33 protein-coding genes are annotated in these 26230 nt (G+C 36.2%); 5 read left to right on the top strand and 28 right to left on the bottom strand.

The features are described from left to right. Positions 1-33: 33 nt before the first annotated feature. The 3 genes from BMY13_RS08625 to BMY13_RS08615 are packed head-to-tail and all read right to left on the bottom strand — an operon-like array spanning position 34 to position 661. Positions 34-255, bottom strand: a complete 222-nt coding sequence (locus tag BMY13_RS08625) for a hypothetical protein (RefSeq protein ID WP_092503925.1) — start codon at positions 253-255, stop codon at positions 34-36. Then, the gene (locus BMY13_RS08620; RefSeq protein WP_092503923.1) at positions 252-434 is read right to left on the bottom strand and encodes a hypothetical protein; all 183 of its coding nucleotides are present in this window, start codon (positions 432-434) and stop codon (positions 252-254) included. Before BMY13_RS08620 ends, BMY13_RS08625 begins: the two co-directional genes overlap by 4 nt. After that, a complete protein-coding gene (locus BMY13_RS08615) occupies positions 431-661 on the bottom strand; it encodes a helix-turn-helix transcriptional regulator (protein ID WP_175476748.1) in 231 nt (76 codons plus the stop codon). Before BMY13_RS08615 ends, BMY13_RS08620 begins: the two co-directional genes overlap by 4 nt. A gap of 158 nt (positions 662-819) precedes the next feature. On the opposite strand from BMY13_RS08615, the gene BMY13_RS08610 reads away from it, so the two are divergent. From BMY13_RS08610 to BMY13_RS08600, 3 genes are read left to right on the top strand one after another with little or no spacing between them, the layout of a single operon-like run. Continuing rightward, on the top strand, positions 820-1131 hold the full coding sequence (locus tag BMY13_RS08610; RefSeq protein ID WP_092503919.1) for a helix-turn-helix transcriptional regulator: 312 nt from the start codon (positions 820-822) through the stop codon (positions 1129-1131). Between the two features lie 13 nt (positions 1132-1144). Beyond that, positions 1145-1606 carry an ImmA/IrrE family metallo-endopeptidase gene (locus tag BMY13_RS08605; protein ID WP_092503917.1) on the top strand — a complete coding sequence of 154 codons (462 nt, stop codon included), beginning with the start codon at positions 1145-1147 and terminating at the stop codon, positions 1604-1606. Positions 1607-1617: 11 nt separating this feature from the next. Further along, a complete protein-coding gene (locus BMY13_RS08600; RefSeq protein WP_092503915.1) occupies positions 1618-2646 on the top strand; it encodes a tyrosine-type recombinase/integrase in 1029 nt (342 codons plus the stop codon). 147 nt (positions 2647-2793) lie between these two features. Here the strand turns inward: BMY13_RS08600 and BMY13_RS08595 are convergent, their stop codons facing one another. The 5 genes from BMY13_RS08595 to BMY13_RS08575 form a co-directional block, all read right to left on the bottom strand. Then, the gene (locus tag BMY13_RS08595) at positions 2794-3324 is read right to left on the bottom strand and encodes a spore maturation protein (protein WP_092503913.1); all 531 of its coding nucleotides are present in this window, start codon (positions 3322-3324) and stop codon (positions 2794-2796) included. Positions 3325-3326: 2 nt separating this feature from the next. Then, entirely contained in the window at positions 3327-3911 is a 585-nt protein-coding gene (locus tag BMY13_RS08590; protein ID WP_092503911.1) for a nucleoside recognition domain-containing protein, read from the bottom strand. After that, positions 3905-5005, bottom strand: coding sequence for a D-alanyl-D-alanine carboxypeptidase family protein (locus BMY13_RS08585; RefSeq protein WP_092503909.1), 1101 nt, complete (start codon positions 5003-5005; stop codon positions 3905-3907). The genes BMY13_RS08590 and BMY13_RS08585 overlap by 7 nt, the downstream gene beginning before the upstream one ends. 252 nt (positions 5006-5257) lie before the next feature. Then, positions 5258-5854: an SMC-Scp complex subunit ScpB gene (gene scpB, locus BMY13_RS08580; protein WP_092492664.1), complete on the bottom strand. Its 597-nt coding sequence runs from the start codon at positions 5852-5854 to the stop codon at positions 5258-5260. Between the two features lie 2 nt (positions 5855-5856). Continuing rightward, positions 5857-6588, bottom strand: a complete 732-nt coding sequence (locus BMY13_RS08575; protein WP_092503907.1) for a segregation/condensation protein A — start codon at positions 6586-6588, stop codon at positions 5857-5859. A 169-nt stretch (positions 6589-6757) separates the two neighbouring features. Between BMY13_RS08575 and BMY13_RS08570 the strand changes: the two genes are divergently transcribed. Further along, on the top strand, positions 6758-6841 hold the full coding sequence (locus BMY13_RS08570) for a YjcZ family sporulation protein (RefSeq protein WP_092492662.1): 84 nt from the start codon (positions 6758-6760) through the stop codon (positions 6839-6841). Between the two features lie 117 nt (positions 6842-6958). Here the strand turns inward: BMY13_RS08570 and BMY13_RS08565 are convergent, their stop codons facing one another. From BMY13_RS08565 to BMY13_RS08470, 20 genes are all read right to left on the bottom strand, one after another. Next, entirely contained in the window at positions 6959-7315 is a 357-nt protein-coding gene (locus BMY13_RS08565) for a GNAT family N-acetyltransferase (protein ID WP_092492661.1), read from the bottom strand. A gap of 304 nt (positions 7316-7619) precedes the next feature. Further along, the gene (locus BMY13_RS08560; RefSeq protein WP_092492660.1) at positions 7620-8069 is read right to left on the bottom strand and encodes a site-2 protease family protein; all 450 of its coding nucleotides are present in this window, start codon (positions 8067-8069) and stop codon (positions 7620-7622) included. A 6-nt stretch (positions 8070-8075) separates the two neighbouring features. Then, positions 8076-8516, bottom strand: a complete 441-nt coding sequence (locus BMY13_RS08555; RefSeq protein WP_092492659.1) for a peptidylprolyl isomerase — start codon at positions 8514-8516, stop codon at positions 8076-8078. Positions 8517-8783: 267 nt separating this feature from the next. Beyond that, entirely contained in the window at positions 8784-10091 is a 1308-nt protein-coding gene (gene lysA / locus BMY13_RS08550) for a diaminopimelate decarboxylase (RefSeq protein ID WP_092503905.1), read from the bottom strand. Positions 10092-10192: 101 nt separating this feature from the next. Continuing rightward, positions 10193-11683: a spore germination protein gene (locus BMY13_RS08545; protein ID WP_092503903.1), complete on the bottom strand. Its 1491-nt coding sequence runs from the start codon at positions 11681-11683 to the stop codon at positions 10193-10195. Between the two features lie 26 nt (positions 11684-11709). Beyond that, a complete protein-coding gene (locus tag BMY13_RS08540; protein WP_092492656.1) occupies positions 11710-12138 on the bottom strand; it encodes a stage V sporulation protein AB in 429 nt (142 codons plus the stop codon). Beyond that, positions 12116-12733 (bottom strand): stage V sporulation protein AA, encoded by a 618-nt coding sequence (locus BMY13_RS08535; protein ID WP_092492655.1) that lies wholly within the window; start codon positions 12731-12733, stop codon positions 12116-12118. Before BMY13_RS08535 ends, BMY13_RS08540 begins: the two co-directional genes overlap by 23 nt. A 569-nt stretch (positions 12734-13302) precedes the next feature. After that, a complete protein-coding gene (gene sigF / locus BMY13_RS08530) occupies positions 13303-14055 on the bottom strand; it encodes an RNA polymerase sporulation sigma factor SigF (RefSeq protein WP_092493230.1) in 753 nt (250 codons plus the stop codon). Between the two features lie 8 nt (positions 14056-14063). Next, entirely contained in the window at positions 14064-14504 is a 441-nt protein-coding gene (gene spoIIAB, locus BMY13_RS08525) for an anti-sigma F factor (protein WP_092492654.1), read from the bottom strand. Next, positions 14501-14854, bottom strand: coding sequence for an anti-sigma F factor antagonist (gene spoIIAA / locus BMY13_RS08520; RefSeq protein ID WP_092492653.1), 354 nt, complete (start codon positions 14852-14854; stop codon positions 14501-14503). Before spoIIAA ends, spoIIAB begins: the two co-directional genes overlap by 4 nt. Positions 14855-14966: 112 nt before the next feature. Next, on the bottom strand, positions 14967-16136 hold the full coding sequence (locus BMY13_RS08515; RefSeq protein ID WP_092503901.1) for a D-alanyl-D-alanine carboxypeptidase family protein: 1170 nt from the start codon (positions 16134-16136) through the stop codon (positions 14967-14969). 940 nt (positions 16137-17076) lie between these two features. Then, entirely contained in the window at positions 17077-18381 is a 1305-nt protein-coding gene (locus BMY13_RS08510; RefSeq protein WP_092503899.1) for a pyrimidine-nucleoside phosphorylase, read from the bottom strand. Between the two features lie 17 nt (positions 18382-18398). Next, positions 18399-19220, bottom strand: a complete 822-nt coding sequence (locus BMY13_RS08505; RefSeq protein WP_092503897.1) for a purine-nucleoside phosphorylase — start codon at positions 19218-19220, stop codon at positions 18399-18401. A 15-nt stretch (positions 19221-19235) separates the two neighbouring features. Continuing rightward, on the bottom strand, positions 19236-20414 hold the full coding sequence (deoB, locus tag BMY13_RS08500) for a phosphopentomutase (protein WP_092503895.1): 1179 nt from the start codon (positions 20412-20414) through the stop codon (positions 19236-19238). A gap of 93 nt (positions 20415-20507) precedes the next feature. Beyond that, positions 20508-21401: a site-specific tyrosine recombinase XerD gene (gene xerD, locus BMY13_RS08495; RefSeq protein ID WP_092503893.1), complete on the bottom strand. Its 894-nt coding sequence runs from the start codon at positions 21399-21401 to the stop codon at positions 20508-20510. A gap of 5 nt (positions 21402-21406) precedes the next feature. Next, positions 21407-21613, bottom strand: coding sequence for a DUF4227 family protein (locus tag BMY13_RS08490; protein ID WP_092492647.1), 207 nt, complete (start codon positions 21611-21613; stop codon positions 21407-21409). A 294-nt stretch (positions 21614-21907) separates the two neighbouring features. Beyond that, a complete protein-coding gene (gene fur, locus BMY13_RS08485) occupies positions 21908-22369 on the bottom strand; it encodes a ferric iron uptake transcriptional regulator (protein WP_092492646.1) in 462 nt (153 codons plus the stop codon). Between the two features lie 110 nt (positions 22370-22479). Beyond that, the gene (spoIIM, locus tag BMY13_RS08480) at positions 22480-23121 is read right to left on the bottom strand and encodes a stage II sporulation protein M (protein WP_092503891.1); all 642 of its coding nucleotides are present in this window, start codon (positions 23119-23121) and stop codon (positions 22480-22482) included. Positions 23122-23212: 91 nt separating this feature from the next. Further along, positions 23213-24388 (bottom strand): endonuclease Q family protein, encoded by a 1176-nt coding sequence (locus tag BMY13_RS08475; protein WP_092503889.1) that lies wholly within the window; start codon positions 24386-24388, stop codon positions 23213-23215. Between the two features lie 3 nt (positions 24389-24391). Further along, positions 24392-24937: an NUDIX hydrolase gene (locus BMY13_RS08470; protein ID WP_092492643.1), complete on the bottom strand. Its 546-nt coding sequence runs from the start codon at positions 24935-24937 to the stop codon at positions 24392-24394. Between the two features lie 324 nt (positions 24938-25261). Here BMY13_RS08470 and BMY13_RS08465 point away from each other — a divergent pair, with 324 nt between their 5' ends. Next, the gene (locus tag BMY13_RS08465) at positions 25262-26179 is read left to right on the top strand and encodes an aldo/keto reductase (protein WP_092503887.1); all 918 of its coding nucleotides are present in this window, start codon (positions 25262-25264) and stop codon (positions 26177-26179) included. Positions 26180-26230: the final 51 nt, after the last annotated feature.

The raw sequence follows: 26230 nt of genomic DNA, 5'->3' as shown, positions 1-26230 counted from the left end.
GACTCCCTACTGCAATAAGTACATTTATTCACCTTACCTCACCCCTTCCAAATTTCTAGCCAAGCTAACCTTCACATACAGATCCATAACTTCTTTATTCTGCTGCAGGTAATCATCCCTGCGAATCATCGGAATATGTAAAGCCTTTTCCATTCTAGCCATCAAGTTTGTTAATCGTTTACTTCTGACTGGCTCCCTGCCTTCCATCACTTCAACAAATTGTTTCTCAAATCGTTGTAGCATTTCGGTTTTCACTTCAGCTCACCTCCTACATAGTCATTTAATAATTTAGGTGAAATGTGGTAAGTCCACTTAGAAGATAGCTGAACAGCCGTACCAAAAGGCAATATTTTTTGTTGTAATCCAACCCGGACAAACTGTTCAGATTTACCGATCATCTTTGCAGCATCGGATACCTTTATGTTTTCACTCATCGGATTTCGCCCTCCTTAACTCTACTAAAAGTAGAACTGGGTATAAAAAAAATATTGTCTAGCGGAGTTTTTGTAAAGATGGAAAACTCTTTTGCCTTACCCAACGGCATTTCGTCAGGATTTCTTTCCCATTTCATGTATGTCTGTCGGTGAACGCCCAACATTCCAGCGATTTCAGCTTGACTTAAATCACTAAATTGTCGGGCTTGTTTTAATGTTAGCTCCAAAAACGGCACCTCCTTGTTTGCTTGTGAGTTAATAATAATCTACTAAAAGTAGAATGTCAACTACAAAACGGTAGAAAAATTCTACTTTTATGTTGAAATTTTTCGACATATGGAATATACTCTACTTATAATAGAATTTAATTCAAAAGGAGATAGTCATGGGAACAAGTGAAAATTTAAAATTGTTAAGGGAAAAGTACGATTTAACACAGCAGGACCTTGCGGATATAGCAGGGGTTTCTAATAAAGCGGTTTCAACCTGGGAGAAAGGAGAAAAAGACCCACGCATGGGAGCTATCCAGCGGATTGCAGATCATTTTAACCTTAAGAAAAGTCAGCTGATTGAAGATGGTGGACTGGATTACATCGAAGCAGTTGCAGCTCACCACGGCGAAGGAGATTGGACAGAAGAGGAACTCGAAGAGATAGAAGAGTTTAAAAAGTACATAAGATCAAAACGCAATAACTAAAAGGGGCGATCAAATGTATGAACGGCTACAGTCTGAAGCGACATCACTAAACATAGAGGTACTGGAGAAGAGAATGAAAAAGCGTATTAAAGGACTGTATGGCGATGATGTAATTTTTATCAACAAAGAAATCGAAACAACAATAGAGAAAGCTTGTGTACTGGCTGAGGAAATTGGCCATCATCACACAACAGTAGGAGACATTCTTGATTTAACGAAGTTATCAAATGTAAAACAAGAAAAATTAGCGCGTAATTGGGCTTTCAGAAAATTGATACCGCTTAACAGTTTACTGAAATGCTTTATACACGGCTGCAAGTCACGATTTGAAATTGCAGAGAACCTAAATGTTACGGAAACATTCCTGGAAGAGTGCTTAGAACATTACCGTGAAAAGTACGGTAAAGCTGTAAAAGTAGACAAAAATCATATCCTGTATTTAGAACCGCTAGCAGTGTATGAAACATTAGAATAAGGTGATAAGTAATGAAAAACCCAAACGGATATGGTTCTGTTTATAAATTAAGCGGAAAAAGAAGAAACCCATTTGCGGTTCGAGTGACCGCAGGATGGGAAATCGATGAAAAAACGGGGAAGGTAAAACAATTATATGATAATATCGGGTACTACAAATCAAGACAGCTGGCAATGATTGCGCTTGCTGAATATAACAAGGATCCGTATGATATTGATGCCAGAAAAATTACATTTCAAGAAATATTCGAGCGATGGGGTGAAGAAAAATTTAAAAACAAGCCCATAAATAGAGGATACAGGTCAGCGTTTAATTTATCTGAATCGCTGCACAAGATGACGTTTATCGATATACGAAAATCTCACATGCAAGCTGTTATCGATAATATGAACAAGTCACATAGCACGAAAAAGATAACAAGAACACTATTTAACCAACTGTACAAATTTGCGCTCGAAAATGATATTACCGATAAAAACCACGCAAGTTTTATTGAGTTGGGTAAAAATGAAGATGAAAGCACAAGGAAGCCTTTTGACAACGCTGAAATTAAAAAACTGTGGGATAGCCTAGATAACTACAAAAATGCTGACATGGCTCTTATAATGATTTATACGGGGCTACGTCCTAGCGAATTATTGGCGATTGAAATTAAAAACATCCACATTGATGACAGGTATATGATTGGTGGGATGAAAACAGAAGCAGGAAAAGACCGTGTTATACCGATAAATAAAAAGATTCAGCCGCTTATCAGAAAACGGATGAATCAAGAGAAGAAGTATTTATTTTTAAATAGCAAAGGAAACAAACTTGCTTACAATGTATTTCGCCCCGATTTTATCAGTCTAATGGAAAAATTAAAAATGAATCATAAGCCACATGATTCCCGACATACTTTTGCTACTTTGATGGATAATGCAGGCGCTAATAAAATATCAATACAGAAAATTATGGGTCACGCATCACAAGGTATTACCGATAAAGTATATACTCATAAGAACATCGAAGAACTAAAAAAAGCGATTGATTTAATATAAACTATTTGTGTATTATGTGTGTATTACCGACAAAAATTAGGGCATTTTTAGACGAATTTAATAAAATAAAAATCCCACCAAATCAAGTGTTGACGGGATTATTCCAATCGCCATAAGTTAACTATATGTTAACGCTACTTTCAAGATTTAGCCAAATATTAATGTTACAACTATTACAGATGCTATTATACCAACTAAGTCAGCTAATAGTCCAACTTTGAGTGCATACCCCATTCTCCTGATGCCAACTGCCCCAAAATATACCGTTAAAATATATAGCGTAGTATCTGTACTCCCTTGCATGGTGGAAGCCAATCTACCGATAAATGAGTCTGGACCATGAGTACCTATTAATTCTGTAGTCATTCCCAAGGCCGCTGTTCCGGAAATAGGTCTAACCAACGCAAGAGGAATTATCTCTGGTGGTATTCCTACCATTACAAGGATTGGTGATATTAAATTTATAAATGCCTCCAGCGCCCCAGAGCTACGTAAAATGGATATAGATACAATCATTCCAACTAGAAAAGGAAGTAATGAAAATGCCATTTTGACACCATCTTTTCCCCCTTCGACAAACATTTCATATGTTGGAACACGTTTCCACGTTGCTACAGAAAGTACAATTAGGATGAAACATGGTATTAACCAAGTGCTGATAGATGTAATAATACCCATACTCACTTCCTCCTGAGACTACTATAGTAAAAAAGCCGATCAATTACTATCGCACTTAATGAAGAGATTAATGTTGCAATAATTGTTGTACCAACAATCTCAGTGGGAGATATAGAATTATATTGCATCCTTATAGCGATTACTGTCGTTGGAATAATTGTTAAACTTGATGTATTTAACGCCAGAAAAGTTATCATTGATCTAGAAGCAGTGTCTGTCCCACTTAACTCCTTCATTTGCTGCATCGCTTTAATACCCATCGGTGTTGCAGCATTACCTAACCCAAATATATTAGCTGTGAAATTAGATAGTATATATCCCATCGCGGGGTGATCTCTAGGTATATCCGGGAATAATTTAACTACTAATGGTCTAAACATTTTAGTAAGCACTCGTAAAATACCTGCATTTTCGGCCACTTTCATAATACCCAGCCAAAATACCAATATACTAATTAATCCTATCGATAGCGTTACTGCATCATCCGCACTTTCGAATAATGCTTTATTTACCTCCTCCATTGTACCATTGAACATAGCATAGACAATTCCAATCATTGCCATAAATGCCCATATTAAATTTACCATACATAATTAAACCCAATAATATGTTTGTATATTGAAACAATATCTGCAAAAAAGTTTTCATCCTGTTTTTTTTCTGAATATATTGGTGTTTCGATAATCGGAACTGAGTTTATAAAATAAATAGTCTTACCAATTATATCCTCTGTTCTATTTGATGCATTCTTTAAAATAAACGTCTTGCTTTCGATTTCCTTTTGTTCATGTCGGTTTAGTGGTATTGTTATATCTTCATGTAAATACCCACTTGTATGATCACTCGATTCTTTTATATTGTAGTTAACCTTTCCCTGGTTACCAATCGTCGTCATAGCATAATTTTTATAGCCCCATTCATACATTCCGATGTGGTCCTGCCAATCATCTGGTGCATCCAAGGTCACAGCAATTAAATTCATATCATTTTTTTCTGCAGCAGTAACCAATGTCCTACCAGCAACTTTTGTATATCCGGTTTTTCCTCCAATACAATATTCATACAATTGAGTGAGTAACTTATTTTTATTTTGCCATGTATATGCCCACTCAGGTTTGTAAGACTTTGAACCTGTTATTTGACGAAATTGTTCATTATCCATGGCGTAGCGCATAAGTAACGCCATATCATATGCAGTAGAATAGTGATCTTCAGAATCAAGTCCATGCGGATTATCAAACGAAGTATTCGTCATTCCTAACCATTGTGCCTTCTTATTCATTAAATGAGTAAAACCTTCCAGGCTACCACCAACATATTCACTAATTGCCACTGCTGCATCATTACCAGAGCGAAGCATAAGTCCATAGACAAGATCCTTCAGTTTAATTTTTTCTCCTTGTTCTAAATAAATAGAAGATCCAACTGTATATACAGCCCGTTTACTTACGGTCACTGTTTCATTTAATTTACCTGATTCAATTGCAATAATAGCTGTCATTATCTTAGTTATACTTGCTATTGGCCTCTTATCATGGGCTTTTTTTTCATGTAACACCCTCCCAGATGATTGTTCCATTAAAACAGCATTATTTGCCGAAATACTGGGTTCTGCTCGTCCGATTGTTGGGTTTAAAAAAATAACTGATATTAGGCAAAGTGAAATGACTATGTAACGCATAGTAGGTTTTCCTCCCGCTGATAATTTATCTATACAGTTTATGCTTGGTATGACTAGATATGATTTGAAAATTAGAAAACGATAAAGGGTTTTTTCTGAAAGTTAATTTTTCTTTATTAGAACCCCCTTAAACTTTGAAGGTAAAAGCATCGGCTTAAGCCTTAGTTGTAGAATGTATTTATAATTTCTTATAAATGCTAAAAGTCCTTGCGCAATATACGCAAGGACTTATTAACATAATATAAAAATTAGTTAATTATTATTGCTATGATCTAGTTGATCTGAAAACTTTTCAAAAAATAAATCAGCTTCTTGCTCCATTTCTTCTTGATCCATATTCTCTGGTAATGGTGGTAACTCTTCCAATGAAGTTAAGCCAAAGTAAGTTAAAAATTCCTTACTTGTAGCAAAGAGTATTGGTCTGCCGGCACCTTCTCTTCTTCCAACTTCTTCGATAAGAGATCTTGCAATTAATGTTTGCACAGGTCTGTCACTTTTCACACCTCTCACCTCTTCAATCTCAGTTCTTGTGATTGGTTGCTGATAGGCTATAATAGCAAGTGTTTCCAAGGCCGCTTGTGACATTCTTGTCGTCTGGGGTGTTTCAAGAAGTTTTTTGAAATAAACACTATGCTCTGGTTTAGTAGTTAGGTGGAATACCTGATGTGACTGCATAATCATAATTCCACGGTCTGTATTTTCATAGTCATATTTCAGTTCATCGATTAGATGTTCAACAGTTTTATCCGTAATATCCAGAATTCGCGATAGCTGTTTGACTGTTATTCCTTCATCACCACTTGCGAACAAAAGTCCTTCTGCAATAGCTTTTAAATCATTGATTTCCACATTCAATCCTCCATATAAAAAACGTATAATGAATCAAAATGTTTTTCCTGTCTACATTGTATTTCATTTCCTTTCATCAACTCCAATACAGCAATAAATGTTGCCACAATATGGGCACGTGTTGGATAATCAAATAGTTCATCAAATGCTATTCCCTCTTTTGAACGTTTAACAAGGTCTAATACTTCGGTCATCTTCTGTTCAATAGGAATTTCTCCACGTTTTACTTTTGTTTCGAGAGGCTTATTCCAATTCTTTCGTTCAAACATTTTCCCTAAAGCATTAAGCATATCGTATATTGAAGTATCACCTTTTACTATCGGTTGACTGGATTTGATATGATCAAATACTACTGGAGGTCTTGTGAAAATTTGATTTGCATCTGTTTCTTTTTCCTTGAGTTTTTCTGCTGCATCTTTATATTTTCGATATTCAATTAAACGGCGCATCAGTTCCTCACGTGGATCTTCCATATACTCATCTTCTTCTTCAATCTCTTGCTTTGGTAACAGCATTTGACTTTTTAATGCTAATAATGTTGCAGCCATAACAAGGTATTCACTCGCAACATTCAGTTCAAGACTTTGCATCGTATGTATATATTGCATGTACTGTTCCGTAATTTGTGCAACAGGAATATCATATATATCAATCTCGTATTGATTGATTAAGTGCAGTAATAAATCAAGTGGTCCCTCAAAAGTGTCCAGTTTTACTTGATATGACTGATTCATTACCTCTCCCCCTTCCGATTAGGCAACTTTATTAATGAGAAATTAAAAAATATATATTTTTTTTATATTCGCCTATACACTATAGCAATAGTTAACATAAGTTATTAACGTAAGATAAATGTTACCAAAAAAACATTTATTCGTTAAGTGGAAAAGGAGGAATATAATTATGGGTGGTAGTTATGGCGGAGGATTCGCGCTAATTGTAGTACTGTTCATTCTTCTAATTATCGTTGGTGCTGCTTGGATGTAGTAAGTAATATGAACTAGTATTGCAGTATCAATATTTGTTGCAAGCTATTCAACACTTATCACTTTAATCAAAAGCCAGCTCTGGATCGACAGAGCTGGCTTTCGATTAGTTATCATTCTATTGTTCGAAATCAGTACATTTATTGTAAAATTGCTGAGTCTTATCATCTGGACAAACTGCGTATTTACTTTTGTACATATTGTTTATTTCATTGACCATTTTTTTGCCTATCCCTGAATTTCGATGTGATGGATTAACAGAAATATGCTGCACCACAGCATTAATATCATCTTCCACCCTGATACCAATTGCACCTATTATATCTTCTTCTTTCCATAGGTAAAGATGCCAGTCAGGATTTGTTTCATATTCTTTTATTGTTTGCTGCAATTTTTTTACATCTTTTTCTTCTGGCATGAATGATAATAAACCCATTGCAATTTTTTCCTGATTTTTTTTATATCGAATTAACATAGATACCCCTCACTATGAATATAACTTGCCAACTTTGGAGAGAAAAAGCACAATTTCCTAATATTTTTACTTGCTGGAGATTGTATACTTATTTATGCCTTATATTCGAGTATTTGTCAAATTACTTCTTTCAAAATACAAAGACAATCCAATAAATGAAGCCCCATACTATACCTAAAGTTAATAGAATAATTAACAATATCCAATTTTTTTTGCGTTGGCTCAATTTAATTCATCCTCTATCAAGCATTACCATATTTTCTAAAAAACATACTGCTACTGAATAACCTTCTAATGTCTGAAATCACTTCTGTGTGAGTACTTTAACAATCGTGTATCCATCTGATTGTTTGTCTTTGAACCGAAAAGGGACAAGGTTAATAAGTCCTATCCATAAATTAAATAATAAAAGTAACAATAGATAATTAGATGGATAGGCTGTATTAAGAAGATACAATAAAAAAGCAGTGAGTCCATTAGTTAATGGTCCACAAAGCGCAATCCAAATAAGCTCATGTGGTTTGTAAATACGTTTTCTTTCACTTGAAGCTAATCCACCCAAAAAGAAAATAACCCGTATCGTTACCTGGACTTTACTAATGAAAAAACTGCTAACTATTTTTCCACTCCCTATTGTTAACCTCATACGATCAGCTTTTAGCGACTTCGCTCCTATTACATGACCTGCTTCATGAAGTACTGTACCGATTGGGGCTACTACAAATAATAGATAGAGCAGTAAGGAAATATTCATAGTTATTTATTCTTCTGTAGATATTTTCATTTCTTTCATAATATCACCGTTCTTCATTGCTTTAGCATGCTCAATACCTGATGTAACTTGACCAAAAACAGTATGAACACCATCTAGATGAGGCTGTGGACCATGTACGATGAAGAATTGAGAGCTTCCTGTATCTTTTCCAGCATGCGCCATTGACAACGACCCTTCAACATGTTTGTGCGGATTACCTTCTGTTTCACATTTTATCGTATAACCAGCTGATCCTGTTCCATTTCCTTTAGGGCAACCACCCTGACTGACAAAACCATCGATAACACGGTGAAATGTTAATCCATCATAGAAATTACTATTCGCTAGTTTTTCAAAATTAGCTACTGTATTTGGTGCTTCATTCGGATATAATTCAAACTCAATTTTATTACCATTTTCCATTAATATATAACCTGTTTTACTCATATTTTCATCCCCTTTATAATTGTCCCATTTCTAAAATTCTTGTCTACTTTAACATTGACGTCCAGCTCCTAGCGCCTAGTGGACTTCCCTCCTCGTATCTACGATAAAGAAATAAAGGAAGATCGACTAAGACCGCAGCTTTGCGCGGTAACGTCGACCCACCCGCGATGCACTGAGCACAGTCCATACGGCGCTAAACAGGCGCTAGCACTTTTGTATTATATCATACCATGTTATCCAATCTATTAAAAGAAAGCAAATTCATTGTTATTCGTAAGATAAATCGTTTTTTACAACATCATGGAAAGATTCTCTTTTTACTACTAATTTATCCTGACCATTTTCCACAAAAACAACTGCCGCATTAGGAAATCGGTTATAATGACTTGCCATAGAGTACCCATAAGCTCCCGTTGAAAATACTGCTAAAATATCATTACTGCCAATTTCAGGTACTGGAAGATCCCAAATAAGCATATCACCTGACTCACAACATTTTCCTGCTACTGAAACTAAATCAGTAACTGGTTGTGCGGCCTTATTAGCCAATACACCCTCGTACTTAGCCTGATAAAGCGCCGGCCGCAGGTTATCAGTCATACCACCATCAACTGAAACATAACTGCGAACTCCTGGAATATCTTTTTTTGAACCTACCGTGTACAATGTCAAGCCGGCATTTCCAGCGATAGCACGTCCTGGTTCAATCCAAATTTCCGGAATTGTCATATCAAACATGGAAGCATGTTCTTTAACTTTAGCTACTAGTTCTTTTACAACCGATGAATAGGGTAATGGTGTATCTTCTTTAGTATATCGAATGCCAAAGCCTCCACCAAGATTTAAAACTTCTGGTGTGTAGTCATGCAGTTTATTCCATTCTCCTATTTTTTTAAATAACATAGTTGTGGCCATTTTAAATCCATCTGCTTCAAATATTTGTGATCCAATATGACAATGCAGTCCTTTAAAATGAATATTTTCATTATTATAAAGTTGCAAAAATGCCTTATCTGCCTGTCCATTATGCAAATTGAACCCAAATTTCGAATCTTCGTTCCCTGTCATAATGTATTGATGAGTTTTGGACTCGATTCCTGGTGTAACCCGTATTAGAACATCTATTGTTTTGTTATACTTTTTGAGAAGTTTGCTTATTAAATCTATTTCAAAAAAATTATCTACAACAATACAACCGATTCCATACTCAATTGCCATCGAGAGTTCCTCAACGCTTTTATTGTTTCCATGCATGTGAATTTTACTTGGAGGGAAATCTGCTTGAATGGCCGTATACAACTCTCCCTGGGAGACAACATCCAAGCTAAGCCCCTCTTGTTTAACGACCTGTAGCATCGCTGTTGATGAAAAAGCTTTACTTGCATATGCAACCTGTGCACTTACATCTAAGTCCTTAAAAGTGTCCACAAAAGACCGGCAATTTTCTCGGATAATCGAAACATCATAAACATACAGTGGTGTGCCATATTTATTTGCCAAGTTGATCGAATCCACTCCACCTATTTCCAAGTGACCTTTGCTATTTAACTCAAATGGATGATTATCTAATATCATAGTCATTTCCTCCATCCAACCTATACTGTAGCTCTTAAATAATAAAAACACTTTATCACATGAAAGCCAAAAACAAAAGAGTAAAGAACGCCCGTGATTCTCTAATGGCGTTCTTTTCTCCTAATAGGCTGACGATAATTATTTCTTGGATGAACAATGCTTGGACGCTCGTTAGAAAATGGAACTGGCACACGTAGCACAATTTGAAGCATTGCCTTTGGATTAAATGGTATGAAGGGCCAAAAATACGGCGTTCGAAGTGATTTTAGCTGGATTAAAAATAACATGTACAGCGTAAACCCTATTACAAACCCAAGTAAACCAAATATTCCTGTTATAATAACTAAGGTGAATCGGCCAAGTTTATTGGCCACGCTTAGTTCGTAGCTTGGAGTTACATAGGTACCAATAGCACTAACTGCAATATACAATATTACTTCTGGACCAAACATTCCAACATCAATAGCGATTTGACCTATTAATACCGCTGCAATTAATCCCATCGCAGTAGATAATGGTGTCGGTGTATGGATGGCGGCCATACGTAAAAACTCTACACCCAAATCAGCAAGAACAATTTGAAGCGCTATTGGTATAGTTCCCTCTTCCTGAGGTCCTATAAATGACAGTTCTTTTGGTAATAATGTTGGTTCCATTACAAATAACAGCCAAAATGGCAGAAGAAATATCGACGCCATAATAGCCAAAAAACGCGTCCATCTAATAAAAGTTCCTATTGCAGGAGTTTGGCGAAATTCTTCGGCATGCTGAACATGGTGAAAAAAAGTTGTTGGTAAAATTATAACACTTGGGGATGTATCTACGATTAATAAAACATGCCCTTCAAGTACATGGTTAGCTGCAACATCAGGGCGTTCAGTATATCTTACCAATGGATACGGGTTCCATTTCCGTTCAACAATAAACTCTTCAATTGTTTTATCTGCCATTGCTATACCATCAATTTCAATCTCGTTAATTCTGTCTTTAATTAATTTAATAAGTCCCTCGTCAGCCACATCCTGTAGATAGCAAACACAGAGATCTGTTTTAGATCGTTCACCAACCTTCAACATTTCATGGCGCAACCTTGCATCACGTATTCTTCGCCTTGTTAAAGCAGTATTTTCTATAATGTTTTCTGTAAATCCATCTCTGGACCCTCTAACTACATGTTCTGTATCTGGTTCCGCTGGTGTACGTCCCGGGTAATTCCTGACATCCACCACAAATGCATACTTTTCACCGTCGACAAATATGATAATTAGACCAGACAACAGCTGATCAACTGCTTCATCCATTGTCTTGCTCTTATCTACTTGCTGATGTACTAAACGATTTTCTATAATTTCGGGTACTTTTTTCAAATTGCTTTCTTCATCGTTGATATCTACTAGTTTTTTAATAATTTCCTGCACAAGAGATGTATCGCATAGACCAGTAAGGTAATAAATCTGAATTTTCTTTTTTAAGATTATAATTTCACGAAAACCCAAGTCGAATGATGAACCAATACCAATTTTATCTTTCATGTATGTTTCAGTTTTGTCTATCTTTGGTGAAACCGGACTATCTGTTTTTTCTTGATTCATTTAAACACACTCCGCTCATAAAAGAACTATCGAACAAAAATTGTCCATTGGAAAATAGATCCTGCAATTTTACCAAATACTATAGCCATTAATAGCCATAGTAATTTATCATCCATTCGCACTCGCTTAGATATTATTGGAAATACATTTAATACCTCCGTTAAAGCAGCGGCAAGCATTCCGTTGAAGATTCCGTGGAAGCAACCCCAAATTATCAATATAACGACTGGCTGATCCCAGGTCACATCAGCAAACGACATATATGTTCCAAACAATGATCCAATTATAACGCTAGCAATATATACTTGAACCAATCTTTCTGTTCGGCTCAATTGAATTAATCTAGGAATAATACCAAGTACTGTTAAAAAGGCAACAAATCCACCACCTACTGCCAAACCACTTGCTAAACCAATTGCTATTTCGAGGATATTAATGATAAGGTTTTGTATCATTTAGCTTATTTTCATAATAACTGACATATTGATCGAGATTTTGCTGGTAGTTAAATATTTCTACCTCAAGTGGACTTGGCTCTTCATTGAAGCGTTTGGTAAACCAGTGATTAAAAAATAACAGCATTCCTATTCCTAACCCAAATGAATATGGTATCTGAATCCACAATGGGTATTTGCTCTCCTCACCGGTTAATAAAAAATGTAGCTTTTGTTGTACTTCTTGCATGCTGACATCATAGTGAAAATTCATAATAGTCATTCCAGTACCAATGAAAAGAAGCAACCAAACAATAGACACTATTACTATATTTGGGGGCTTTTTGTGTTTCTTAATTCTGACAATAGTATGGGTTGGTCCGACGAGTTGAAATTCTATGTTTCCGTGAAGATCCCCTAAATGATCAATCACTAAAAAGCTGTCAATTATGACGATATTTCGATCCTTTTTAGTAATTCGATATAAAGTTGTTTTTTCCAATTTCCTTTTTAATTGAGAGGAAGCTGAAATGTATGCAATATCCTTTAGAGTTAACTCCCTTAAATATGTTAATTCCACATTTTTTTTCATGCGCAAATATACTATTTCTGACATGTGGATATCATCCTCTTCGTCGTGGTATATAAAATAGTATTAGCTAAAGGTTATTGAATTATCATAAGAAAAACTTGGTTTATTAGCCTCATTTCTTATATTTGTATAATTTAATAGTTATTTATTGGTTAAATACTCTTTTGTTGTCTTTAACCATCGCAGTTAAAAAAACTGCAACGTACACTAAAGATAACCAATTCATAGTCTTTAGTGATACTCTCTGACCACCTGCTGGTTAAATGTTTTAAATCCTGTTATTATCCATCTCAATATACATTTTTATTATCAAAATACAATGAGCAAAATCCAGCTCAGGAAATACACAGAGACTGGGGGGGAAGCAACAGCTGGAGATTCCGCGGAAAGCTAAGTGTATTTCCGTAGCGATGTCATAGTACTCAAGTATTTACCGCACTGTGTCGCAGTATATATCTTTTAACAACATTCTTTTAGAAAACAGCTATACAAAAAGAATCATCACAAAGTTTGTGATGATTCATAATTCGGAAGTTAAGAAAGCATAATACTTTCTTACTGCACAAGTGCAATTTAATGATAAGCCAGGTTGTTTAATTCATATTTACTTTCATTTCACGTAGGATTTTCTTCTCTAACCTGGAGACTTGTACCTGCGAAATACCGAGTCTTTCGGCTACTTCAGACTGTGTTTTGTCTTTGTAATAACGTAAGTACAAAATCAATCGTTCACGTTCATTTAATCCTCGTATTGCTTCTTGTAATGTTAGTTTATCAAACCATTTTGTATCTTGATCCGCTATTTGATCTAATAAGGTTATCGGGTCACCATCATTCTCAAATACAGTTTCGTGTATTGAATGTGGTGATTTTGCGGCTTCCTCAGCATGAACAACATCTTCTGAGGATATATCTAACGCTTCCGCAATTTCCAGTACAGTTGGTGATCTTCCGAGGTCCTTTGTTAATTCATCACGCTTTTTACGTATTTTGTTTCCGATTTCTTTAAGTGAACGACTTACTTTAACACTTCCATCATCCCGAATAAATCGTTGTATTTCCCCAATAATCATTGGAACTGCATAGGTAGAAAACCGAACATCATAGGTTAAGTCAAATTTATCAATCGATTTTATTAATCCAATGCTTCCTATCTGAAATAAATCATCTGGATCATACCCCCGATTAATAAAACGTTGAACAACCGACCATACTAGTCTCATATTTTTTTCAACAAGGGTATCTCGAGCATCTTTGTCACCCTGTTGACTTTTATGAATAAGCTCTTTCACCTGTTCATCCGTGAGTGACTCTTTACGTTTTTGATGTTTAACATTAACATCCATAGGCATCCCTATTTACTAACCATATTACTGAAAGTTAATTGCTTTGTCATGTGAACGGTTGTCCCTTTATCTGGGGTTGACTTAACCTCAACGGAATCCATAAAGTTTTCAATGATGGTAAATCCCATTCCAGATCTTTCTAATTCGGGTTTTGATGTATATAATGGTTGTCTAGCTTCATCCACGTCCCCAATTCCAATACCATCATCTTTAATCGTCAAATCCACTTCACCATCCTGAATTACACAGGATATTGAAACAAGATGGTCTGGTTCATTGTTATACCCATGGATAATGGCGTTTGTCACCGCTTCCGAAACGACTGTTTTAATTTCCGTTAGCTCATCCATTGTTGGGTCTAACTGTGCAACAAAAGATCCAACGGCTACTCTGGCAAACGACTCATTCTCACTGACACTTGAAAATTCTACATACATTTTATTATTCATGAAGCCACCCCCAACGTAAATAACGCATGTTCTTCGTTCTCCTCTAACCGAACAATCTTAAATAAACCGGACATTTCAAACAGGCGTCTTACCGGTGTAGAAACCGAACAAACCACCATCTCTCCTCCTACTTGTAAAACTTCCTTATACCTACCTAATACTACACCTAATCCCGAACTATCCATGAATGATACGGACTCTAAATTTAAAACAACATGTTTTATAGAGTTTGTATACATCATTTCTTTCCAGTTATTTCTTAATGCTTCTGCTTCATGATGATCCAATTCGCCCGACATTCTCACAATTAGTACATCTTTTTTAACTTCAAACATAGTAGATAGACCCATTACGTTTCCTCCTTACATTCTCTTTGTAAGTTATTTTTTCGCTATGAAGCGGGCCAATTCCTGCTATATGACAAAAGAAGAAGCATTTCGACTAAATTAGAATGATTCTTTCCTATTTCACCATATTTTGCACTGACCGTTTAAATAACGTTAAGTAAGATGCAATATTAACATCATGATCCACGACTAATGGTGATTTAGAAACAACTTTATTATTATTTTTCACAACCAATTGACCAACTTGGCTCCCTTTTTTCATCGGCAGATCCAAATTAGTATTTAATTCCACTGATGCTTTAATATCACCATCTTGGTCACCCTTTTTGTGGATGGTACTTATCGATTCTGATGCCACAATATTAATATCTTTTTCTTCTGCTTTTAATAATTGCAGTGATGTGATGGTTTGACCTTTTTTATATAATTTAGTTGTCTCAAAATGGTTAAACGCATAATCTAGCATTTGTGAAACCGTCGCATTTCTTTCTTTTGTCGTATCAGCTCCCATTACAACTGCAATAACACGCATATTATTTTTTTCTGCTGTAGCTGCAAGGCAATATTTCGCTTCATTCGTATAACCCGTTTTTAGTCCATCAACACCTGGGTAGGATTTCACCAATTTATTCGTATTTACTAACCAAAATTCATTATCTTGGCCTTTTCTTAAGTAATCTTCATACTTGGATGTATATTCTGTTATACTTTCGTATTTTAATAATTCTTTTGCCATGACTGCCATATCATGTACGGTACTGTAATGATTCTTAGCTGGTAAACCAGTTGTATTTTGAAATAGCGTATTTTCTAGACCTAATTCTTTTACTTTTTCATTCATTTTCTTAACAAATGCTTCCTCACTTCCTGAAATTCTTTCTGCTAATGCGACGCTCGCATCGTTCCCTGATGCTATGGCAATACCTTTTAATAAGTCATTTACACTCATTTCTTCTCCGGATTCCAAAAATATTTGAGAACCTCCCATTGATGCTGCACGTTCACTGATACGAATAATCTCATCTTTTTTTATTTTGCCTTCATCTAGCGCTTCCATTATTAATAACAAAGTCATAACTTTTGTCATACTAGCCGGTGGAAGTTTTTCGTGAGCATTTTTGTCAAATAACATTTTCCCTGTATCACGCTCGATTAAAATTGCTGATTTGGCATCTGGAGCAAGGTTCAATTCACTATCTGAGCCATTCTCTTTACCATAAATGGTACCAGTTGTGGCTAGTAAAATAGAAAATATAATACTAGTCATCAAAACAAACTTTTTCATCGCTTTACCTCCAACATTCAATATAATTATAGGCTTACCAATATCTGCCTGATTTATACTTTATAAATTTGATATTTCCGGGATGGTATTAAAGTAAATGCGAGCACAGGATTTTGAATAATATTAGAAAACCCGGTATCCGTTAAGAGAGCTTATTTTTTCTTTTTAGGTCCCCTTATACTTAGGAATGCAGGCGTTATGGCGAATGTCACAGTTGTATTAACTGCTAAAAAATAAGCATTAAATTGCTCCTGCAATTCAATGCTCAAATTTGTTTTACTTTTTTATTCCTCATCTAAACTACGAACGTTTTCTATTCTCTTTCTATTAATTGTTTACTATAAGTTTGTCGCAATAGAAATAAACTGCTAAGTACTTTTTAAAAAGTTTGAGTGCTATTATGCCGCTCCGGAAATACACTTCGCGCACCTAGGGCGGATGATGAGCCTCCTTGCTCCTACGTCGCTGCGTAGTCTCATCTAGGCCTCGGCTCCCACAGGAGTCTACGTGTATTTCCTTCGTTGTTGACTCGAGTAGGAATCGCTATATTGGTAATAACATGACACGTTGCGGTCGCTAACAATTTATTGTTAACGGAAAAGCGTATTCCGATGCCCTTTGGATCTCCGCATATCTTAGAAGGACCTACCCTCCCAGGTCTCTTGGCGTCTTGAGCATGCTTTCCTTCATTGGGTCTCTTTCTAAGGCGGAGCCCGCATGATGCTCCTGCGGGAATAGCACGTGTCCGAAGACCCCGCAGAGTGGTTTTCGCAACGGAGGCTGAGGTCGTTCCCTAAGGTGCGCATCCGCCCGTAGCGACCTCGGACGGCGGGACGATAGTTTATAGAGATTATTCCAACAGTTACTTCGAAGTTTATATCAACTGCGTCAAGACTCATTGCTTGGAAAAAGCAACAATATTTTAGAAAATCAGCATCTATTACTTTGTTATTATATCGTATATAAGAGGCTGGGGTTCGACTGATTCCTTTGAGATTGTAATACTTGCATAAAGTTTCTCTTGTACGTCATTAACATCTTCTTGATTCGCATGAATCGTCAATAATGATTCACCCTCTTTTACAGTATCTCCAATTTTTTTGTGTAGTACGATTCCTACCGCAAGATCAATCTTAGAATCCTTTGTAGCTCTTCCTGCACCAAGCATCATTGCCGCAGTTCCAATATCATCGGCAATCATATCAGAAACATAACCAGACGTTTTTGCTGGTAGTTCAACCTGATTAGCAGCCTGTGGCAAAGACTCGGTATTATCAGCTACCCTGGAATCCCCGCCCTGTGACTCAAGAAATGTTTTAAACTGTTCAAGCGCTTTTCCATTATTAAGATTCTCGATTAAACGATTTCTAGCCTCATCGAGGGATTCTGCTTTACCTGCTAATAAAACCATTTGGCTGCCAAGTGTTAGACATAACTCGGTTAAATCTTTTGGTCCTTTGCCTTGAAGCGTGTCAATTGCTTCTTTTACTTCTAAGGCATTTCCAATCGCATTGCCTAGCGGTTGACTCATATCAGAGATTACTGCCATTGTATTGCGGCCAACTCGGTTTCCAATTGACACCATAGCACTGGCTAGATTTTTAGCTTCGTCTAATTCCTTCATAAATGCCCCGGCGCCAGTTTTTACGTCCAACACAATTGCATCTGCACCAGAAGCAATTTTTTTGCTCATGATTGAGCTTGCAATTAAAGGAATTGAGTTAACCGTTGCTGTTACATCACGCAAACTATATAGCTTTTTATCTGCTGGGGTCAGGTTGCCTGTTTGTCCAATGACAGAAACCTTATTTTTATTTACAAGACTAACAAATTCCTCACTTGTAATTTCCACGTGAAATCCAGGAACAGCTTCAAGCTTATCAATAGTTCCGCCTGTATGTCCTAATCCTCGACCACTCATTTTAGCTACTGGTACTCCAAGCGATGCCACCAAAGGAGCTAAAATTAACGTTGTTGTATCTCCAACACCACCAGTCGAATGCTTATCTACTTTTATACCCGAAATAGCGGAAAGATCAATTTGATCACCTGAATTAACCATTGCTGTCGTTAATTGGGCCCGTTCATCTGCGGTCATATCTTGAAAATATACTGCCATTAACAACGCACTAACTTGATAGTCTGGAATCTCTCCATTTGTATAGCCATCGATAAAAAATTGAATTTCATCATTTGTAAGTATTTCTCCATCACGTTTCTTTTCAATGATGTCGTACATTCTCATATTAATCACCTTTATAATTAGTTTGGTAGTGTGCGAATAATTTCCTTAATAAATTGCAAAAAGTCTTCACGCACTTTTTCTGTTGTTTCAATCACTTCATTATGCGTTAACGGCTGGTCTAGAATTCCAGCAGCCATATTGGAAATACAGGAAATACCTAATACACGTAAACCAGCATGTCCGGCAACGATAACTTCCGGTACAGTGGACATTCCAACAGCATCTCCACCAAGTGTCCGTAACATGTTAATTTCTGCAGGTGTTTCATAGGTTGGGCCGGTATTACCCACATATACACCATTCTGAACAGATAATTCCAGTTTTTCTGCGCAGTCCTTAGCATGCTGCATATACGTTTTATCATATACTTGTGACATATCTGGAAAGCGGTCGCCCAATTCATCATTATTTGGACCAATTAACGGGTTATCACCCATGTTATTAATATGATCGTTGATTATCATTAGGTCACCGGGGTTATATGTTTTATTAATACCTCCTGCTGCGTTAGTTACAATAATCGAATCTATTCCTAGGTCTTTCATTACTCGAACAGGAAAGGTAACTTGTTGCATAGAATAACCTTCATAATAATGAAAGCGCCCTTGCATTGCGATTACTTGCTTACCTTCCAGCATTCCAACTACAAGCTGACCTTTATGTCCAGATACAGTTGATTCAGGAAAATGAGGTATGTCCTTGTATGAAAAAGTAATAGGATTATCAATTTTATCAGCTAGTACACCTAGGCCTGACCCTAGAATTAACCCGATTTCTGGTGTTTTGGTTAAGTTTTCTTTAATGAAAGCTGCTGCTTCATTTATTACAGTTTGGTTCATGGAATATCTCCCCCTCTATTTGATATTATCTAAAAAGCTTTTTCCATGCTTAGGCATCGTTATATTAAAGTTATCCGCAATTGTTGCACCAATGTCAGCAAACGTTTCTCTAATAGGTAAACGTTCTCCTTCATCAATATTTTTATGATGGATGAGTAAAGGTACAAATTCCCGTGTATGGTCTGTTCCATGGTGTATAGGATCATTTCCATGATCTGCAGTGATAATTAACAGATCGTCTTCCTTAAGCTGATTTAATACCTCAGGTAATCTTGCGTCATATGCCTCCAACGCTTTTCCATACCCTTCCGGATCACGACGATGACCATATTTAGCATCAAAATCAACTAAATTCAGGAAACTAATACCCTTAAAATCTTTCGCCATCGAATCAACCAGCTTAGTCATTCCATCTTCATTATCGGCTGTTCGAATTGCTTCAGTAACCCCTTCTCCATCATATATATCAGAGATTTTCCCTAAGGCGATTACATCATGATTTGCATCTCTTAATTCGTTCATTACAGTACGTCCAAACGGCTTCAATGCATAATCATGACGGTTTGGCGTACGCTGGAAAGCACCAGGTTCACCGACAAAAGGACGTGCAATAACACGGCCGACCATATACTTTTCATCTAATGTTAATTCTCGGGCTATTTCACAAATTTCATATTGTTCTTCAATAGGAATGATTTCTTCATGTGCTGCGATTTGCAGGACTGAATCTGCTGATGTATATACAATCAATGACCCTGTACTCATGTGCTCAGATCCTAACTCATCCAGAATGGCAGTACCAGAAGCGGGCTTATTTCCTATTACCTTTCGTCCGGTTTTTTCCTCTAGGTCAGCAATCAATTCTGGTGGAAAACCATCTGGAAATGTCCGGAATGGCTGCTGAATGTTTAACCCCATAATCTCCCAATGTCCAGTCATTGTGTCCTTTCCGTTAGAAGCCTCTTGCATTTTAGTGTAATGCGCACGAGGAGATGCATTCTTTTCGATTCCTTTAATTTCCCGAATATTACTGAGACCTAACTTCGCCATATTAGGCATTTTGAGGCCATCCATATGTTCGGCAATATGCCCTAGTGTATCTGCGCCTTTATCATTAAACTTTTTGGCATCAGGGGCTTCGCCAATCCCCACCGAATCCATTACAATTAAAAATACTCGTTTGAAATTTTGCATGGTAATTACCTCCTTTAACTATGTTTCCTACTATCCCATATAATATGTTGTCTTAAATTTGTTGTAGGATGTCTGACGACTATAGACAAAAAATTATGCGCGTGGATGATAGGACTGATAAATATCTTTTAATCTAGCTTTTGTAACATGAGTATAGATTTGAGTTGTTGATATATCCTCGTGCCCCAGCATTTCCTGTACGGATCGTAAATCTGCGCCGTTCTCCAGTAAATGCGTGGCAAATGAGTGACGCAATGTATGTGGCGTGATTTTCTTCTTTATACCAGATTCCAGCGCGACACCTTTTAATATTTTCCAAAAGCCCTGACGTGACAGCGGTCTACCATGTTGATTAACAAAAAGAGTATTATCGTCAATTTTACGTTTAGTCAGACTTCCTCTTGCATGCTGCAAATAATCATCCACAGCTTCTTTTGCCATTTCACCAAGAGGAACTATTCTTTCCCTTGAACCTTTTCCAAGACACCGGACAAATCCCATTGTTAAATGGAGATCACTCACTTTTAATGATGTCAGTTCTGTCACCCGCAACCCAGTTGCATATAATAATTCTAGCATTGCTCTATTCCTAATCTTCAAAGATGAGTTACCTTGTATCTTTAATAAAGCTTCAATATCTTGTGTTGATAATACATCAGGAAGCTTTCTCTCTTTTTTCGGTGTTTCAATATGTATGCTCGGATCGTGAACCACCAGCTGTTCTCGAATTAAAAATTGGTGAAATGAACGAATCGATGCAATTGTACGTGCAATAGTAGCAGCCGACTTACCATCATCCTTTAGCTTATACAAAAAGCCCACTATGTCTGTACGTACAACGTCATCCCATTTTGTTTTTTGAAGCACTTTTTCAATATACAGAATATATTGCTTCAAGTCTCTTTTATACGATTTTAACGTATTGTCAGATAATCCTCTTTCCACTTGCAAATAGTGAACGAAATCTTCAAAACCAGACTTGAGCATAGTCGTTACTCCCCTAATCGAAAAAATAAGTTTAACCGATCAATGAAATCTTCATTAAGATTAAAAACTTTAACAGAATCCCCCTCAGGTGGATCATACCGGTGATTTTGTTCATACTCGTCATGCATTGCTCTTAATCCAACGTAAAATAGAAACGTACAAGCTACGAAGATCACAAAAACTTTTATTGTATCCCATATCACATGTTTCATTTGGCATGTCCCCTCTAATAAAGTATCTACTAATAGAAGATATGCCAAAAAAGGATAACAATATACATACAACTATGAAACTAGGGCTATTATAATACATTCCCACATAAAAGTAACCTATTTACGTATAATTGTAAATTAATATTGAATATTATTGATTAGAAAACTTGTAACTTGCCACGCCTTTAGGCGAATTGCCTTGCTTGCACGAATGCAGTATGAAAATAGTTATATTTTCTTATCTGCATAAAAAACAAAAGCCTTTTCACATAAAGAAAAGGCTTCCCATTATTATTATGATGTTTTAGATTGAACAGCTGCTTCTTGACATTGCTTGCAAACCCCATGAAAAGTTAAACGATGGTCTTTCACCTGAAAGCCCCAATCATTTTCAACTATCTTTTCGACATCTCCAAGTAAGTCATCCACTATTTCCTCAACTGAACCGCATTCTATACAAACCAAATGATGATGGAAATGTTCTGCGCCCTCTTTACGTAGATCATAACGTGAAACACCGTCACCAAAGTTTATTTTATCAACAACTTTTAATTCTGATAATAATTCCAAAGTACGATAAACAGTAGCCAAACCAATTTCAGGTGCTTTCTCTTTTACTAGTAAATATACATCTTCAGCACTCAAATGATCTTCTTCACGCTCTAATAAAACCCTAACTGTTGCCTCTCGTTGTGGAGTTAGCTTATAACTTTGTGCATGGAGCTGTTTTTTAATTCGCTCTATACGATGTTCCATGGCAAGTCCCCTCCCTAATATCCCCATCTTTATTATAGGCACACTTGTAAAGCGTGTCAAAGTATAATTATTATAAACTGTTATCAATAATAATTATTATATAATATTAACTATTGGTTATAAAAGGATTTTATTATTGCCTCCATTGCTTCATTTGCAACAAATGCCTCTAGTGCTGACGCAACTACTGATATAGCTAATAAAAAAGTAAAAAACATGACATACTTTCCAAATGGCTGCAGAATAGGTTGGGGTATTTTTCGCGAAAATAACTTACCTAAAAGTGTAAGTGAAAAAATCATCGAAAGACTGCCAGCTATTATATATATTGGTATAATTATAATATTTTGTGGGGCAATTGATAGAGAAGCTAATAGCAGCCCTTTCATTCCAAGCTGATTTACAATAAAACCTACTGAAAAGCCAACTACAAGACCTTTTAAAAATAACAATATCCATACAATCGGCAAACCTATAACGGATAATCCCAAAATAAACAACAAAAACAGGTATTTAGCATGATAAAAGAAACTGCTTTTCAGTATTTCAGTGTTTTCTATTTGTTCCTTATCAGCAATTTCACCAAAAAAGCGCTCCAGATAAAAGAATAAATCCTCTTTTTGAGCCCAATTCATACTATTTACGATGATTGCACCAAAAATAACTCCTGTTAAAAATAGTATAATCATAAAAATATAGATTGTCGCATGTTCTTTTACATGATTTACTGCTATAGTTCGTTTATTATACATTGGAATCCTCCATTGCTCATGATTTTCTCTCTAGTTAAAAACTATGAAGAATTCCAGATAAAAATACCAAATTAAGATGTTTTCTTATTCATTATTTTTCAGAAGACGGAATTATATTGCCGTATTTACCGCCACCGCCAGCTTTGATAGCCAAATTACCTTCTCTCATATTTACTATTGTATTTGCTAGTTTCTCAGGTATTACCTCTTTCAACTCATCCAGTTTTGTATGATGGATTACGTTCATTTCTGTTTGAAAATGTATTAATAGTTTTTTAAACGTTTTTGGTCCAAGGGCAGGTAAGTATTCCAATGGTACTTGGTACAAATAAGGTGGACGTTCCTTCACTTCTTTTGCATCCGTCAACTCCTGAATACGGTCAAATACACCTTTTACAATCTTTGTAGATTCACACCTATGACAATGAACAGCTTCTGGTGACAATGGTTCTAAACACTGACTGCAAACAGTTGTATAATATTTACCCAAGTGTGGATTCATGCCAAAGTTTTGTTTTATCTTTCGGTCTTGAACATTGTGTAGCGCCCAATTAAATTCTTGAAATGATGGTTCTTCCATACAAATCTCCTGATATTCTCTGGCAATTTTTGCTAATGAATGTGCATCAGAATTAGTTAAAAATGTATAGTCATGCAGTTCCTGTATTTGATCGGCCATTGCAGTGTCAGAACTAAGTCCTAATTCAATTCCATCAATTAAATCCGGATCAAACACTTCTTTCAATGATTTTTGTACCCCTTTTCCGTACATACTTTTAAAGGGTGTAAACACATGTGCAGGAATAAATATCCCGGAAAGCTCCTTTACTTTGTATTGCAGTTCCTTGGCTGTTCCATAATAACGCTGAGAACTTAATGTTATATTTTTCATTTTTGTTGTCAGCCACTTTGAAAATTCCTCAATCTTTGCAAGTGTCGGGAAATAACAGAGTACATGGATTTGTCCACGGCAATTTTCGTCATAAACCTCAATTTCAGACCCGAGCAGTAAGGTGACGTTCTCAAATCTTATTCCGCCATAGGATAGTTCATATGCTTTATTTGCTTTGATAAGCTGTTTTATTTCCTGCTGGACTGCTGGAGAATGGCTATCGATTACTCCTACCATATGAATTCCCTTGTTCCGACTTGCTTCTTTCAAAATATTTGTCAGGGTTAATGTTTTGGACCCTGTTATTTTTACCGGCTTATTATACATATCCCGTCCAATGTGAATATGCATATCAGCGAAGAATGAATTTAACATTGCTTACATCCTTTCTAAAGTCTGTAAATACAGTACTGCATAGTTCGTTTTAGCGTCATGAATTCGTTGTTCTTTTACATATTGGATTGCTTCCTCCAGCGTTAATTCAATTAGTTCAACGAATTCATCATCATCGCCCGCAACTTCATCTTCCAATGGGATAATATCATCCGTAATGTACAAATACATAATCTCATCTGCAAATCCTGGCGATGTATAAAATGATGCCACAAACCGTAATGAATTTGTCGTATACCCTGTCTCTTCTTCCAATTCACGAACTGCGGTTATTTCTGGCTTTTCTCCAGTTTCCAGTTTTCCAGCAGGGATCTCGACTAACGATTTTTCCAATGGCTTTCGATATTGCTCTACAAACACTATTTTATTATCCTTTGTAATCGGAATAATTCCTACAGCACCTGGGTGTTTTATCAATTCCCGTTTTGAGTTTTTACCATTTGGAAGTGTAACATCGTCAACTTGCAGTTTAACTACTTCTCCATCATATATTTTTTCAGTATGAATTGTTTTCTCTTCAAATTTCTTCACTTATTATCATCCTTTTTCTTAAAGCTCTTTTCGTAAATTCCGTTGAATTTTTAATCTTCACTATTAGATAAACTTTGTCATAACATATGGCTTCGGAAAAACGACTACCCAAAGTGGGAATTCTGATACTGAAAGTGTTACTGTCCATTCACCACAAGGGATTGGGGAGTGCCATGTTTTCTAATCAATAACAATAAACTTTTGGAAAAAATCCTTCCTTAAAATATTACTATCTATTCTATCATACTCGAAATAGTTGTATTTAACAGATGGATATCCTTACAATAAATATAAACATATTCTAAATAACGGGAGGTTAATAATATGAAAAAGAATCAATTAGGACAATCGGATTTATATGTATCTGAACTAACACTTGGCTGTATGTCACTAGGGACAGAGAATCAAAAAGCAAGCGAAATTATTAACCAGGCACTAGATACTGGCATTAACCATCTGGACACTGCTGACTTATATGATTTTGGTATGAATGAAGAAATAGTAGGTGATGCCTTAAAAGGAAAACGTGATCAAGTTATTTTGACAACAAAAGTTGGAAATAACTTCGATAAAGCCAAGGAAGATTGGTTTTGGGATCCTTCCAAAGAACATATTGAAAAAGGCGTAAAGGAAAGCTTGCGTCGTTTAAAAACAGACTATATTGACTTTTATATGCTCCATGGAGGCACGATTGATGATCCTGATGAGTCAATTGAAGCATTTGAGGCGCTTAAAAAAGAAGGCGTAATTCGTGCTTATGGGATATCATCCATCCGGCCCAATGTTATTCGTGAGTACGTAAGCCGTTCTACTATCGATGGTGTTATGATGCAGTATAATTTGCTGGACCGCCGGCCGGAAGAAGAGGTATTAGATTTGCTGCACGAAAATAATATTAGTGTGCTAGCCAGAGGTCCCTTGGCAAAAGGAATGCTTAGTAACAACGCAGTAAAACAGATTGAAAAAAAAGGACAAGATGGCTTTTTGGATTATTCTTTCGATGAACTGAAATTAATTCAGCAAACTATTGCTAAACAATCTAATAATGCGTCTTCCTTCAATGCGCTAGCTCTTAAATATGTTTTAAAACATCCCGCTGTTGCAACCGCCGTATTCGGAGCAAGTTCAATCAGCCAAGTAACAGATAACACAAATTTTAATACATCCAAAACACTTACCGATGAAACGTATGAAGGTTTAAAGCAGATTACAAAACCAATTGAATATGCTAAGCATCGATAAGTAGTTCCTTCACTATTACAATCGATTCTGAAGTGAAAAAAGTGTCATCAG

It is taken from the genome of Virgibacillus subterraneus (genome assembly GCF_900110695.1).
In the GTDB taxonomy this organism is placed as follows: domain Bacteria; phylum Bacillota; class Bacilli; order Bacillales; family Amphibacillaceae; genus Lentibacillus; species Lentibacillus subterraneus.
This window is presented reverse-complemented; position numbering and strand designations above follow the sequence as displayed.

What these genes read in the sequence shown, in the direction of transcription:
- spoIIAB (WP_092492654.1), bottom strand. Translation starts at nt 14,504, where the DNA reads ATGAATAATAAAATGTATGTAGAATTTTCAAGTGTCAGTGAGAATGAG.
- lysA (WP_092503905.1), bottom strand. Translation starts at nt 10,091, where the DNA reads ATGATATTAGATAATCATCCATTTGAGTTAAATAGCAAAGGTCACTTG.
- BMY13_RS08590 (WP_092503911.1), bottom strand. Translation starts at nt 3,911, where the DNA reads ATGGTAAATTTAATATGGGCATTTATGGCAATGATTGGAATTGTCTAT.
- sigF (WP_092493230.1), bottom strand. Translation starts at nt 14,055, where the DNA reads ATGGATGTTAATGTTAAACATCAAAAACGTAAAGAGTCACTCACGGAT.
- BMY13_RS08560 (WP_092492660.1), bottom strand. Translation starts at nt 8,069, where the DNA reads ATGAATATTTCCTTACTGCTCTATCTATTATTTGTAGTAGCCCCAATC.
- BMY13_RS08545 (WP_092503903.1), bottom strand. Translation starts at nt 11,683, where the DNA reads ATGAATCAAGAAAAAACAGATAGTCCGGTTTCACCAAAGATAGACAAA.
- BMY13_RS08540 (WP_092492656.1), bottom strand. Translation starts at nt 12,138, where the DNA reads ATGATACAAAACCTTATCATTAATATCCTCGAAATAGCAATTGGTTTA.
- spoIIAA (WP_092492653.1), bottom strand. Translation starts at nt 14,854, where the DNA reads ATGGGTCTATCTACTATGTTTGAAGTTAAAAAAGATGTACTAATTGTG.
- BMY13_RS08570 (WP_092492662.1), top strand. Translation starts at nt 6,758, where the DNA reads ATGGGTGGTAGTTATGGCGGAGGATTCGCGCTAATTGTAGTACTGTTC.
- spoIIM (WP_092503891.1), bottom strand. Translation starts at nt 23,121, where the DNA reads ATGTATAATAAACGAACTATAGCAGTAAATCATGTAAAAGAACATGCG.
- BMY13_RS08555 (WP_092492659.1), bottom strand. Translation starts at nt 8,516, where the DNA reads ATGAGTAAAACAGGTTATATATTAATGGAAAATGGTAATAAAATTGAG.
- BMY13_RS08605 (WP_092503917.1), top strand. Translation starts at nt 1,145, where the DNA reads ATGTATGAACGGCTACAGTCTGAAGCGACATCACTAAACATAGAGGTA.
- BMY13_RS08510 (WP_092503899.1), bottom strand. Translation starts at nt 18,381, where the DNA reads ATGAGAATGTACGACATCATTGAAAAGAAACGTGATGGAGAAATACTT.
- xerD (WP_092503893.1), bottom strand. Translation starts at nt 21,401, where the DNA reads ATGCTCAAGTCTGGTTTTGAAGATTTCGTTCACTATTTGCAAGTGGAA.
- BMY13_RS08575 (WP_092503907.1), bottom strand. Translation starts at nt 6,588, where the DNA reads ATGAATCAGTCATATCAAGTAAAACTGGACACTTTTGAGGGACCACTT.
- BMY13_RS08535 (WP_092492655.1), bottom strand. Translation starts at nt 12,733, where the DNA reads ATGTCAGAAATAGTATATTTGCGCATGAAAAAAAATGTGGAATTAACA.
- BMY13_RS08515 (WP_092503901.1), bottom strand. Translation starts at nt 16,136, where the DNA reads ATGAAAAAGTTTGTTTTGATGACTAGTATTATATTTTCTATTTTACTA.
- BMY13_RS08465 (WP_092503887.1), top strand. Translation starts at nt 25,262, where the DNA reads ATGAAAAAGAATCAATTAGGACAATCGGATTTATATGTATCTGAACTA.
- BMY13_RS08610 (WP_092503919.1), top strand. Translation starts at nt 820, where the DNA reads ATGGGAACAAGTGAAAATTTAAAATTGTTAAGGGAAAAGTACGATTTA.
- BMY13_RS08620 (WP_092503923.1), bottom strand. Translation starts at nt 434, where the DNA reads ATGAGTGAAAACATAAAGGTATCCGATGCTGCAAAGATGATCGGTAAA.
- BMY13_RS08475 (WP_092503889.1), bottom strand. Translation starts at nt 24,388, where the DNA reads ATGTTAAATTCATTCTTCGCTGATATGCATATTCACATTGGACGGGAT.
- fur (WP_092492646.1), bottom strand. Translation starts at nt 22,369, where the DNA reads ATGGAACATCGTATAGAGCGAATTAAAAAACAGCTCCATGCACAAAGT.
- BMY13_RS08595 (WP_092503913.1), bottom strand. Translation starts at nt 3,324, where the DNA reads ATGGGTATTATTACATCTATCAGCACTTGGTTAATACCATGTTTCATC.
- BMY13_RS08585 (WP_092503909.1), bottom strand. Translation starts at nt 5,005, where the DNA reads ATGCGTTACATAGTCATTTCACTTTGCCTAATATCAGTTATTTTTTTA.
- BMY13_RS08490 (WP_092492647.1), bottom strand. Translation starts at nt 21,613, where the DNA reads ATGAAACATGTGATATGGGATACAATAAAAGTTTTTGTGATCTTCGTA.
- BMY13_RS08600 (WP_092503915.1), top strand. Translation starts at nt 1,618, where the DNA reads ATGAAAAACCCAAACGGATATGGTTCTGTTTATAAATTAAGCGGAAAA.
- deoB (WP_092503895.1), bottom strand. Translation starts at nt 20,414, where the DNA reads ATGCAAAATTTCAAACGAGTATTTTTAATTGTAATGGATTCGGTGGGG.
- BMY13_RS08565 (WP_092492661.1), bottom strand. Translation starts at nt 7,315, where the DNA reads ATGTTAATTCGATATAAAAAAAATCAGGAAAAAATTGCAATGGGTTTA.
- BMY13_RS08505 (WP_092503897.1), bottom strand. Translation starts at nt 19,220, where the DNA reads ATGAACCAAACTGTAATAAATGAAGCAGCAGCTTTCATTAAAGAAAAC.